The organism is Natrialba asiatica DSM 12278 (assembly GCF_000337555.1).
GTDB lineage: Archaea > Halobacteriota > Halobacteria > Halobacteriales > Natrialbaceae > Natrialba > Natrialba asiatica.
The window spans coordinates 100,314-112,304 of sequence record NZ_AOIO01000023.1; the positions used below are offsets into that span (position 1 = coordinate 100,314).

The window sequence follows — 11,991 nt, forward strand, 5'->3', positions numbered from 1 at the left end:
GAAGTTCTATTTACCATTCCAAGGCAGGATCATATATGAATACGATTGGCCGGTTGAAGCGAGCAGTCAATAGTCCACGATTATTCATTCGAGGACTAAACCGGATGTATCATCGCCGTGCTGGACTCCGATCAGAGAACACCTATGGAATAGAAGTATTTGACGAGGACTGGGATACGCTTGTCATTCTTGATGCGTGTCGCTATGACATGTTTGAGCAGATCAATCAAATAGAAGGATCGCTCACTGCGAAAGAGTCCAAAGCATCCGCGACATCAGAGTGGCTCCAAGCAAACGTAGATAGCCAAGATCTACGTGATACCGTGTACGTTACGGCGAATCCACAACTTGAACGCAACCGCCAATATTGGGATGTAAATTTCCATGAAGTTGTTAACGTTTGGCTTGATAAGGGGTGGGATAAGGAAACAGGAACTGTTCTTGCTGACACAATGACGGAGGAAGCAATAGCAGCACACGAGCAATTTCCACAGAAGCGTCTTGTTGTGCACTATATGCAACCCCACTACCCATTTGTCCAATCTAATACAGAATTTGATAAGGGACACTTAGAATCTATTGAAACCAATCAGGATACTGCTCTAGGGGAAAATGTCTGGAATCAGATGTTCTTAGGAAGAATTGATTTGTCTCGCGATGAACTCTGGAATATGTATGCAGGGAATTTGAAATACGTATTAGATTACGTTGAAGATCTGCTGGCAGAAATTTCTGGAAAGACGGTTATCACATCTGATCATGGTAACTACGTTGGTGAGAGATCATCACCAATTCCAATTCGAGAATATGGCCATCCTCGTGGCTTATACGACAGTGTTGCAGTTCGCGTACCTTGGTTAGAATATGTACAGGGAGAGCGACGATCCAGAGTGGCCGGTAAAAGTGAACCAAAGCAGTCAGATATTGAATCTGAGATAGTCAAGGAACGACTTCAAGACCTGGGATATTCAGAGTAATTAAGAGAGTATATCCAAACCATTTATGTGTATTCTCGGGCTTTGATTTATCTTGTCCTACATGTACTTAAGAATTGACTGCTGCTACATATGTCTGTGGACGATCCGTTGGTATCTCAATAACGTTTAATCCAGCAGTGGTTAATCTCTCCTCGATATCCCTAACCTCGTCGTCATTATGTACCTCAATTACGATTCGACGAATTGATGGTAAAACTGTGTCCATACCATCTAAAACAGCACTTTCGTGTCCTTCTACATCAATTTTAATTACATCTGGCTTAGGTGATACTTGATCACCACGATAGGTTCTGATGCTCTGGTCCCCACTACTATCAATTCGGAATTCCGAATCTCGATCGTGTGAATAGAACTGTCGGGAAGTAGTAGAATCTGATAGTGCTACTTCGCGATCATCAATTGTAACACCGTTCAGTAAGGCATTATCACGTATTATAGCCATGTTGTCTGCTTGTGGCTCAAATGCGATTGTTGTTGCACCTTTGACGGCGGCCACAATCGAATATGTTCCGCGGTAAGCTCCAATATCCCAGAAAACACAATCTGAATCAATGCCCGCCATCAACCACTCAAGCACCCGTTCTTCACCAAGTGCGGTCTTTGCCCGTGTAATATCTGTCAAGTCGACAGTGACAAATTCCACATGTTCGCCAGCAAGAGTTGTGCTATACCCCTGATTCAGATGATGTCCAATACGAGAAAGCCATACGTACTGTACCCTCCTCCAGAGACCGTCAACTAGATCCCAGAGAGAGGTTTGTACCGCTTTTGTAATAGGTTCCGAACGGAAACGCGATTGAGTGTTTTTGATCCAGTTGGATAGACCCATAGGCCATTCTCGTGCTCAATCCACTTCTCATTTGTTGATCCACACAGGACAATTCGTGGATTAGAACATGGGAAACATTACGGACTTGCAAAGAGTTTTGCCGGTAGTGGATGACAATAAAGCCATGCACAGGCGATATAACAACCATCAACAAATATTTTATCAAAGAGGGTTGATTCTTGGCCTTCTTATTTCAGTAGCACTTGTTCATACACGGATACCGGCTCTGGTCACATATTTTCTGGCTATCACTATATATATTCCCATTATATTACTTTACGTGAGGAATCATAATGATTTTGTCGTCCCTCAATACTATTTACATCTATATCTGCTAATTGCTGCTATTGCATCAATACAGATATTAATTTCACCATCAATTGGCAGCACCGCTAGACTTGGAGCCTTTTTAGTATTCACAGCTACAAACTTTTTTGTCATCCCAAGAATATTTACATTTGAGAGATTTGTATCTGTTCTGTCAAGATTCTCTGCTATGATTGTAATAATTGGGTTTTTTCCATATTTGGGAGTCTCACCAAGTTTTGCTGGAATTGATCTTTCACTGTGGCACGGCCACATTTATTGGAAACAATCGTTGAATCCAATCACGAGCATATTTTATAATCCAAACGCTCTTGGATTTCTCACTGTTATTGGCTCTTTAGCCTCTTTGTCTGAGATCCGCCGTACTAAGAGTACTTTCGCGGTAGCACTTTTCGGTATTTCAATAACCGGCCTTCTTTGGACTAACTACCGAACAGGAATGATCGCTTTATTCGTATGTTCTCTCCTTTACACAATTTATACATTATATGGGTCTGAAATATATGCGCTATCAATAGTTATGATGATTGTTTCCATTATTATCGGTTTATCATGGATGTTTGGATTTATGTGGGGCCCAGAGTTTCTAACCGAGATTTCACTTAACAACCGGCGAGCACTGTGGACTGCTGGTTATCAGGCACTGACTGATGCACCATTTATTGGACATGGGCTAGGACAATCACGCAGGGCAACTGAGCCATACCTCGATAATGTGATGGATTTTGGATTGCATAATGCCTATCTCAGAATGTTCGTCGAAACCGGTGTTATTGGTGGATTTGCCTATTTGTTATTCACAGTCTCAGCAGTAGTTGGCAGTGTCCGAGTTCATACTCAGCAGTTTCTTGTCATCTCACTCCTCTTAGTATCCATAACAATCATACAACTTTTTAATGGTCTCGGATTAATTGGAATATCCATGCATTCTGTAATAATGTCCATAGTAGTCGGGTTTTATATGTGTGGGATTACAGATACAGAGATATCATAGATACTAAGGTATCACCAAGAGATTGTGCGTTTGAATAAAATGACTGAGGGGGTTTCGGACAGATAATCATTAATTGAAGCCACAAAATACAACCACTCCGAATAGAGGATACATGTTAAAATTTAAACAGCCGGAAATATTCATTAGGCACTAGGGCAATATCCTCATAGAGAATGGAGATCTGCTATTTAATCAACCAGCTTGCTCCTGGTGGGGCGCCAACCCTACTTTTAGATATCGTCAGAAATTCTAGTGATGGGGAATCGTATACTATTTGTCAGATGGAGGGAGATACTTCACTTGCAAATGAATTTTCTCAATCTGGAGCAGAGGTTGTGAATTTTGGCGCACGGTTCAAATTCGATCCGATAGCAATGTCTAAAATGGCATCCTATTTTAGGAAAAATGAATTCGACATACTTCATGCTCACTTACCATACTCTCAGACATTAGCCCGGACAATAGGCCGTGTTGGGAAAGTAGATAAAATAATAAGTACTCAGCATAGTTTTCCTAGTAATTACCATCCGATAACTCGTTTCTTAGAACGACAAACCCGGTGGTTAGATGATGCAACAATTGGAATCTCAAAGGCTATTACCCAATCCTTCCGAGAATCACCTACCCGGACAGATTGGTATACAATTTATAACGGAACAAATGTGGAACGACTATCTAAAAAGACGGAACACAGCGATAGTAATAAGCTAAAATCAAAATTAGATATTGAAGAAGAGACTATTTTTTTAAACGTAGGGCGATATGTACCTGTAAAGTCCCAGAGTGATCTTATTCGTGCTGTTTCAATGAGGGAAAGCCACTTCCAAGATAGTCATTTTCTTATCGTAGGGTGGGGACCATTAGAGGCAGAACTCACACAGTTAGCAGATGATCTTGGGGTGTCTGATAGAGTCACAATTACTGGACAAGTGCCGAAAGAGGATATCCATCGCTACTATGCCCTTGCTGATGCCTTCATTCTTCCTTCTAAATCAGAGGGGTTTGGTATTTGTCTGATAGAGGCAATGGCTGCCTCACTTCCAGTAATTGCTACAGATATTCCGGGAGTCCGGGAAGTTGTTAATGATGAGAAAACAGGATTATTAGTTCCGAGTAGTTCACCAAATAAGTTGGCAAACGCAATAATTGAATTAGAATCAGTAGAAAAGCGCCATTCATTAGGAAAATCTGGCTTCAAACGTGTTTCCAACCGATTTGATATTAAGAATACTATTGATCAACACACAACACTCTATCACCAACTCTCCCCAGAGGATCTACAATAAAGAGTATTGATGAGGAAAGCAAAAGACAGCATAACATGACCACTAAGCCGAATATAGTAGTGCTAGTCTTAGACACATTTAGAGAAAAAGAACTAATATCATTTGATTCTCTCGTATTTTCATCTATAGGTAACACAGGGACAAGATTCGAAAACGCATATACTGCTGCACCATGGACACTTCCATCACATGCCTCTCTATTCACTGGGTCTTATTCTACAAAACACGGCGCACACGCAGATCACAAATCCCTCAATAGAGAGCATAAGATATTTCCAGAAATCCTACAGTCAGACGGTTATGAAACAGTAGCAGTCTCCAATAACACCTGGATCAGCGAAGAGTTCGGATTCGGGCGGGGCTTTCAGACCTTCCAGAAGAGTTGGCAGTACGTCCAGTCGGACATCGACCTTGGACGAATCGCACGGACCGAGGAGGGGACGGACAAACTCACGACACTCGGTCGGGAACTGTTTTCGGGGAATCCGCTCGTCAATCTCGTGAACGCCATTTACGGAAAGTTCGTCCGGTACCACCACGATGACGGGGCGAAACACACGAACGAGTGGATAGACGGGTGGCTCGCCGACCGAAACGACGCCGATCCGTTCTTCCTCTTCGTCAACTACCTCGAGCCGCACCTCGAGTATCGACCGCCCGAAGAGTTCGCCGAGCAGTTCCTTCCGGCGGGCGTGTCCTACGACGAAGCGATGGATATCCCGCAGGATGCCTGGGGATACATCGCAGGGACGGTCGAATTGTCTGACCGCGACTTCGAGATACTCCGCGGGCTCTATCGAGCCGAGATCGCCTATCTCGACCATCGGATCGGCGAACTCAAAACGCTCCTCGAGAAGCACGACGAGTGGGAAGACACGATCTTCGTGGTGACGGGAGACCACGGGGAAAACATCGGCGATCACGGCCTGATGGACCACCAGTACTGTCTGTACGATACGCTGTTACACGTTCCGCTGGTGATTCACGGCGGCTCGTTCACGGATCACGGTCCGATTGACGAACTCGTGCAACTCACGGACGTTGCACCGACGCTTCTCGATGAAGTCGGGATCGAAGCGCCCGAGTTCCGAGAGCAGATGCAAGGCCGATCGTTCCACCCCGATGCCGAAACGGAGCCGCGCGAACGGGTTATCGCGGAGTACATGGCCCCCCAGCCATCGATGGACGCACTGGAGCAGCGTGTCGGGGACCTCCCGGACGAACTCGATCAATACGACCGGGCGCTCCGAACGATTCGAACGGACGAGTGGAAGCTCATTCGGGGCTCAGACGGATCGCTCGAACTATACGACGTTGGTTCCGATCCGGAAGAATCTGCGAACGTCGCCGATCAACATCCGGATGTCGTCGCCGATCTGCAGGCGGAACTCGACGAGTGGGTGAACTCGTTCGAGCACGCCGAGCACGACGGGAGCGTATCGATGCGTGATGAAACGAAAGAACGACTCGAAGATCTCGGCTATCTTCAGTAAGCACTAGCGTGGACTAGGAGTGAGCGATACGTTCTAGTGCGGCTGTCGTCTCGTCGACCGTCTGTTCCCACTGAAACTGTGAATCAAGCTCTGGGTCCGGTGACTGTTTCAGGAGTTCGAGCATTTGTGCACCGAATGCGTCGACAGTATTGATCGACTCATATGCGATCGTCTCGCCGAAAGCCGACCGAACCTGTGGCAGTTCGGAACACACTACTGGCACACCTGCTGAGAGTGATTCCATGATCGTCCGGGGGACACCTTCTGCTCGACTCGAGAGTACGAATAGATCTGCATCCCGATAGACGGTCGGCATCTCGTCGTACGGAAGTTGCCCGAGGAAGGTTACTGCATCCTCGATCCCTAACTCTACAGATCGAGTCACGAGTTCGTCTTTGAGTGTACCCTCACCACAGAAGTACAGCGTTGCGTCCGGTAACTCCTCAGCAACAGCGGCAAACGCTTCGAGGGCAACCATCGGCCGCTTTCCTTCGACTAACCGCCCGACGAACAACACAACGGGCCCATCACTCTCGATTAACTCACTCTTTGAACCGTCAGGCGTGAACCGCTCGGTATCGATTCCGTTCGACACCACCTCGATCCGACTCGAGACGCCGAACTCGCGCACGCGTTCCTTGTCGGTGTCCGTGTAGCAAAACACGACGTCGGCCCGGTTGAACGTCCATCGACCGATCGACCGCAGGTAGAGATCGAAGACCCACTCCGGCGCGTTCTGCGAGTACAGTCCGTGGTTCGTGATCGCGAGCGGAATATCCCCGAGGAAGCGCTTCAGTGCGGCCAGGTTCGTCGCGAAATACAGGTGAGAGTGCGCGTGCAGTACGTCGAAGTCCTCGGCTGCGGAGAGATACTGCGCGAGCCCGGGACTGATATCGTTCCCCAGGAGCGTCACTGCGGGATCGTACCGCACCACCGTGTATCCGTCGCGTTCCTCAACGTGAGGGAGGGAGTCGTCGTACCGCACCGTCAGGACGGTCACGTCGTGTCCCATCGCCGCCTGGTCGCGACTCATCGCGTGGACGTGGTACGGTCCGCCGCCTTTCACGTCCGGATAGACCTTCTGTGCGACCCGAAGAATTCGCATTCGTCCGACATTCGCAGCGACGGGGCTAATGCGTTATCGTTCGTCTCAACCACTGCCGGTGAAATCCGGCCTAATCCCGAGTTCAGCCCAACGGATAACTCACACCGATCCGAAGCACAACGACCAAGTACCGAATCCGAGAGCACGAAAACGAATGCGTCCGGCAGTCAGAGTGGCCGTTGCAACACTGCTCCTCACAACCCTCGCCGGGCTCTGTGTCCACTACGGCGCAACCTACGACGAGCGCTGGCCCCACCCGACGGGGGATCAGCTACAGGACGACCCCAGTCAGTTCACCGGTCAACAGGTCCTCCTGTTCGGAGAGGTCCAGACCGTGAGAGACGACACGATCGTCATCCACGTCCACGACGACGCCGACGACGTCGCGGCTGAACTCGAGGTGACGAACGTCGACAAATCAGTCGAGCCTGGGGGCATGGTGCAGGTGTATGGCGTGGTCAACCCAGATTGGACGATGACGGCCGAGAAAACAGTTGTCGTCAACCGAAGCGACGGCGCATCGACGTACAAATACGTCGTTTCTCTCGCTGGAGTTCTCCTTGCAATCGGCTATTTTTGCAAACACTGGCAGATCCTTCCGCAGAAACTCGGATTCGAGCCGCGAACGGACCGGACAGAACGCGAGACAGACAGACCGAACGATGGCTGATCTCCTTACCCACGTCCTCGCGGCCTACGCGCTGTTCACCGTCGCGAGCTGGCGATTCGAGTGGCTCACGAAACGCTGGGTGGCGATCGCGATGATCGGGGCACTGCTCCCAGACCTCAACCGGCTCGGACTGCTCGTCACCGATGCAACGCTCGAGTCGATGCTTGGAGTACCGTTCAGCCTTGACGCGATGCAGACGATCGGTGGCGTCTGCCTGCTCGCTGGTATCGGTGCCGTCGTCCTCACCGAGCGCCATCGACAAGCGTTCGGTGTCTTACTCGCAGGAGCGCTGTCACATCTCCTCATCGATGGACTCAAAGCCTACGCCGACGGCGCAGCCGGGACGTGGCTCTATCCGATCACGTGGTACCGCCATCCGACACCGAACCTCTACGTCTCATCGGACCCTACCGTGCTCCTCCTCACAGGGATCATCGCCGGGAGCGTGTTCCTCTCCGAGCGAGACTGGCTGTGAACCGGCGGACGAAACACCGGCCCACGGGCCACAGGACGAGTTCAGTTGCCGCGACGAAGCGTGACCCACAGATCGGCGAGGACGGTCCACACCTGCCGAATCACGATCTTCACGTCCATCCAGAACGACTGGCGGCGAATGTACGCGAGGTCGTAGCGCAATTTCAGCCGCGGATCGGTGCTCTTCGCGTCGTTGATCTGCGCCAGTCCGGTCAGCCCGGGTTTGACGAACCAGCGTTTTCGCCATGCGGGCGCGTCCGCTTCGAGCAGGACTTCCTCTTCGGTCCAGGCGGCTCGGGGGCCGACCACGCTCATATCTCCGATCAGAATCGACCACAGCTGGGGTAACTCGTCCAGGTGGGTTTTCCGCAGTAGGCGGCCGACGCGCGTGATGCGGTCGTTTTCCGAATCCGAAGCAGGAGCCGCGGACTCACCTTTGGGAATCATCGTTCGAAACTTGTAGACGGAAAACGTGTCGCCGAAGCCGGCGGTTCGATCCTGACTGTACAGCACCGGGCCGGGACTGTCGAGTTTGATTACGACCGCAATTCCGATCACGAGCGGTACGGCCAGGACCAGCCCGGCGAGCGCAAAGGCGACGTCGAACACGCGCTTGAACAGGTGATCGAGCGGATCCCAGGGTTCGATGTCCACGTCGACGAGCGTCCCGACGGTCCCTTCTGCAGCCAGTACGCAATCGGCGTACTCGCGGTGGACCTTCGCGTCGACGCCGTGTGCGTGACAGGCATCGAGTGCGCCGAAGAACTCGGCGCGGTCGGCGTGGCGGAACGCGAGGACGACGGTGTCGATGTCGTACTCCACCAGAACGGTTTCGAGCCGGGAGAGACCGCCGATTCGCTCTATGCCGGGTTGCTCCACCGCCGAGTCCGACCCGAGTTCGGAGGAGGCAGTTGCAGAGATCGAGAGCCCGCCGTCGGCCGCGGGCTCGGCGTCGTCGCGCGGGGAGAGAACGGACGGACAGAGATAGCCGAGAATCGGCATCGAGATCGTCGTCGGGATCTGAGCCAACTGCTCGGGGTCGTCACCGACGAGCAGGAGGCGGTCGGAATCGTCGGTTGGGCGGCGTCGGATCCAGACGAACCAGGCCGGCAGGACGAGTCCGAGCACGCCGACGGTCATCACGAGCGTTGCACGCGGAAGGCGGTATGACCACTTGAGACTCACTCGTCTGTTGAACTCCGCTTACCCAGTGATATCACCGACTGGCACCGTCACGGAGACCGAGAGATAGTATCAGATTCGGAGAACGGATGCAGGTTCGAAACCGTCAACGCCGCGGTCGCTTTCAAACGGTGAGTTGAGACGGCACACGTTCGCATCGAACAGCGACGCTAGTTCAACGGAACCGACTCTCCCGACTCGACTGCGGAACGGGAAACGTCGACCGACGCCGTGCCAACATCGTATTCGCCGGGGTACGGGACGGTGACGGAGAAGGTGCCGTCATCGCCGACGGTCGCCGACTGCTCGTACGTGAGTGTTTCGCCGGAAACGACGGTCTCGGTTTCGACGGTAACGTTCTCGCCGGCCTCGCCCGAACCGGTGATCGTCGCTCCGGGAACGACGGCAAACGCCGTTACCTCCTCGTCGAGGTAGACTGCCTGGTAGTGCGCCAGCGGGTCAGTCTGATTCCCGCCCGTACCGTACTCCTCGTGGAGTCGTGATTGAGTCATCTCCGCGGAGACGTCGCTCTGGTCGGTCAGAACCACGTAGCCGACGCGGTCTTCGAACTGGTCGTACCAGCCGTCCGGATCACTCCCGGTTTGGAACTCCTCGAAGTTACTAGCAGCGTATCCGTAGCTCTGGGATTCACCGTTGACGAAGTAGTTGTACATTCGGTTATCACCCCAGGTGCTCAACACGAAGTTTTCCGGGTATTCTCGATCGGCGGTTTCGGCGTGCTCGTCGATAGCCATCGCAGCCCCGAACTCGGCGTCGCTGTACGTCGTCTGCGCGCTCAGTGACGGAAGGAAAATCAGGCTCATTCCGCAGATCAACAGCGCGACCCAGACGAGCGTGACGAGTTTTCGCCAGTTCCGCGGGACGACGATGCTCGGTGCGTACTCGCCCCCGTCAGTCGCGGGATCGGGACGGTCCGCACGCGCCCCGTCGCTCTCCCGGAGCGGTTTCGGAAGGCGGGCGAGGTCGACCCACGAAAAGAGGTACACGAGACCCATACCGCCGAGAACTGACAACGGGATCATCAACTGTGCCGCAAAACGCATCTGAATCGTCGCTAAGACGAGCCAAACGAGTCCGTAGCTAGCGAGCAACAACCATCCGGGCTCGTACCGTTTGTAGGCGCTCCAACAGCACCAGCCCAACGCGACGAGCGCGATGTAAAAGTGAAGCCCGATCTGCGCCATCGGTTCGAATATCACCGAATTTTCCGTCGTGAATAGCGAGCCGAGTTCCGTTGCGCCGTGGTGCTCTCTGAAGAACAGATCGTCGGATCGGTCGAGAAGCCTCGCCCAGTCGTCGGGTCGAAGGGAGCGAAACGCAGCGGTACCGAGGCCGGCGATAGCGATCTCGAAGCCGAGGAGGCTCGTACTGGACCGATCGAAACGCCGCCACACCTCACCGAGTCCGACTACGGCAACGCCGCCGATCACCACGAGCAGGGGGACGAGCCCGGCAAATGCCTCGTGCCAGCCTACCCGAAAGTGGAGAGCTATCGAGACGAGGCTACAGACGCCGACACCGGCCAACAGCGACGCGTTGGCTCGTACCGGTGGAACCCCTTCTCGGACATCGATTACAACCTTCAGTCCGAGGTACGCCGCCACGGGAACGAGCATCAGTACGGAGCCGCCCCACGCGAAAATCGAGAAGGAGAGCGCAATCCCCGATGCAACGACGGCGATCCACGTGCGCGGATCCGATAAGTGTCGGCGGATCGCCAGATCCACCGTCGGTTGATCGTCTCGCCGCCGCTTGAGATCCATCACTATCCAGGCGATCGAAAGCAGCGTCACGCCGAGCCAGAAGTACTGATGAAGACGGTGCTCGAGAAACCCAACGCCGGTGTACACGGCGTGGATCGGCGTCAGCGCAAGCAGAAAAACCGACGTGACGCCGACACGAACGTCGTCGGTGACGACGACGGCGAGCCAGTAGAGGACGATCCCGAGTGCGAGCGTTGCAACGACGGGCAACCACGCGGCGACCATATCTGCTGCCCATTGATCTCCGCCGAGTAACTCGGCGACAAACCAGTTCGTCGCGTGAGTCAACGGACGCCGTTCAACTGCGCCCTGGGGGAGGGTTCCGACCACGCTCCAATCCGTGATTCCGTCCGACTCTGCGAGCAGTTCCTCCATCCAGTACCGGTAGTAGTACGGATCGTTTCCGCGCAAGACGACGTTCCCATCGCGGAATACCGATTGGTAGGTGAGCAACCGCATCCCAACGAGGAGTGCGAGCGCTCCGGTAAGCGCCCCGATGGCACGCGCATCGACGGCGGGAAGCCCCGAAAAGCGATCCCGCCCTGAACGCGACTCATCCGCACTCGACACCTCGTCGCCCTCGAGAGCCGCTGTTACGCCATCGGGGCTCGAAATACGGTACTCGCCGCCGTCTTTCGTCACGATACCTCGTGAGACGAGTTCACCGAACGTCCCCGAATCGAGCGGTACGTCGTCGAACGACCAGGTGTCGCGTTCGGTGTCGACCGCGAGAACAGCCTCGACCGCATCGCGACCGCCGTCGTGGTCCTCGCAGAAGGTAGCTGTCGCATCGGCGACGACAGCAGGATCCGATTCGTCGGCCATTAGGTGTACGTCTATGGGTAATAT

10 protein-coding genes are annotated in these 11,991 nt (G+C 53.0%); 6 read left to right on the forward strand and 4 right to left on the reverse strand.

Annotated elements, in window-relative coordinates:
- Positions 1-35: 35 nt before the first annotated feature.
- Positions 36-977: a sulfatase-like hydrolase/transferase gene (locus C481_RS09670; protein ID WP_049904558.1), complete on the forward strand. Its 942-nt coding sequence runs from the start codon at positions 36-38 to the stop codon at positions 975-977.
- A gap of 67 nt (positions 978-1,044) precedes the next feature.
- On the opposite strand, the gene C481_RS21215 is transcribed toward C481_RS09670, so the two are convergent.
- Positions 1,045-1,827, reverse strand: a complete 783-nt coding sequence (locus C481_RS21215) for an FkbM family methyltransferase (protein ID WP_083860907.1) — start codon at positions 1,825-1,827, stop codon at positions 1,045-1,047.
- A gap of 106 nt (positions 1,828-1,933) precedes the next feature.
- Between C481_RS21215 and C481_RS21220 the strand changes: the two genes are divergently transcribed.
- The 3 genes from C481_RS21220 (at position 1,934) to C481_RS09680 (ending at position 5,927) form a co-directional block, all read left to right on the forward strand.
- Positions 1,934-3,148, forward strand: a complete 1,215-nt coding sequence (locus C481_RS21220) for an O-antigen ligase family protein (protein WP_206537175.1) — start codon at positions 1,934-1,936, stop codon at positions 3,146-3,148.
- 173 nt (positions 3,149-3,321) lie between these two features.
- A complete protein-coding gene (locus C481_RS09675; RefSeq protein ID WP_006109010.1) occupies positions 3,322-4,434 on the forward strand; it encodes a glycosyltransferase in 1,113 nt (370 codons plus the stop codon).
- A gap of 35 nt (positions 4,435-4,469) precedes the next feature.
- Positions 4,470-5,927: a sulfatase gene (locus C481_RS09680; RefSeq protein ID WP_049904560.1), complete on the forward strand. Its 1,458-nt coding sequence runs from the start codon at positions 4,470-4,472 to the stop codon at positions 5,925-5,927.
- 13 nt (positions 5,928-5,940) lie between these two features.
- Here C481_RS09680 and C481_RS09685 read toward each other — a convergent pair whose 3' ends face one another.
- Complete coding sequence (locus tag C481_RS09685; protein ID WP_006109012.1) at positions 5,941-7,032, reverse strand: glycosyltransferase family 4 protein; 1,092 nt, start codon at positions 7,030-7,032, stop codon at positions 5,941-5,943.
- Between the two features lie 154 nt (positions 7,033-7,186).
- Here C481_RS09685 and C481_RS09690 point away from each other — a divergent pair, with 154 nt between their 5' ends.
- Positions 7,187-7,702, forward strand: a complete 516-nt coding sequence (locus C481_RS09690; protein ID WP_049904563.1) for a single stranded DNA-binding domain-containing protein — start codon at positions 7,187-7,189, stop codon at positions 7,700-7,702.
- Entirely contained in the window at positions 7,695-8,177 is a 483-nt protein-coding gene (locus C481_RS09695; protein ID WP_006109014.1) for a metal-dependent hydrolase, read from the forward strand. The genes C481_RS09690 and C481_RS09695 overlap by 8 nt, the downstream gene beginning before the upstream one ends.
- 41 nt (positions 8,178-8,218) lie before the next feature.
- Here the strand turns inward: C481_RS09695 and C481_RS09700 are convergent, their stop codons facing one another.
- Positions 8,219-9,316, reverse strand: a complete 1,098-nt coding sequence (locus tag C481_RS09700) for a sugar transferase (RefSeq protein WP_006109015.1) — start codon at positions 9,314-9,316, stop codon at positions 8,219-8,221.
- Between the two features lie 212 nt (positions 9,317-9,528).
- The gene (locus C481_RS09705; protein WP_006109016.1) at positions 9,529-11,967 is read right to left on the reverse strand and encodes a hypothetical protein; all 2,439 of its coding nucleotides are present in this window, start codon (positions 11,965-11,967) and stop codon (positions 9,529-9,531) included.
- Positions 11,968-11,991 lie beyond the last annotated feature (24 nt).

Bases quoted from the DNA above. Each gene is read 5' to 3' on its own strand.
- C481_RS09690 (WP_049904563.1), top strand. From the start codon at position 7,187: ATGCGTCCGGCAGTCAGAGTGGCCGTTGCAACACTGCTCCTCACAACC.
- C481_RS21215 (WP_083860907.1), bottom strand. From the start codon at position 1,827: ATGGGTCTATCCAACTGGATCAAAAACACTCAATCGCGTTTCCGTTCG.
- C481_RS09700 (WP_006109015.1), bottom strand. From the start codon at position 9,316: ATGACCGTCGGCGTGCTCGGACTCGTCCTGCCGGCCTGGTTCGTCTGG.
- C481_RS09675 (WP_006109010.1), top strand. From the start codon at position 3,322: ATGGAGATCTGCTATTTAATCAACCAGCTTGCTCCTGGTGGGGCGCCA.
- C481_RS09680 (WP_049904560.1), top strand. From the start codon at position 4,470: ATGACCACTAAGCCGAATATAGTAGTGCTAGTCTTAGACACATTTAGA.
- C481_RS09670 (WP_049904558.1), top strand. From the start codon at position 36: ATGAATACGATTGGCCGGTTGAAGCGAGCAGTCAATAGTCCACGATTA.
- C481_RS09695 (WP_006109014.1), top strand. From the start codon at position 7,695: ATGGCTGATCTCCTTACCCACGTCCTCGCGGCCTACGCGCTGTTCACC.
- C481_RS09705 (WP_006109016.1), bottom strand. From the start codon at position 11,967: ATGGCCGACGAATCGGATCCTGCTGTCGTCGCCGATGCGACAGCTACC.
- C481_RS09685 (WP_006109012.1), bottom strand. From the start codon at position 7,032: ATGCGAATTCTTCGGGTCGCACAGAAGGTCTATCCGGACGTGAAAGGC.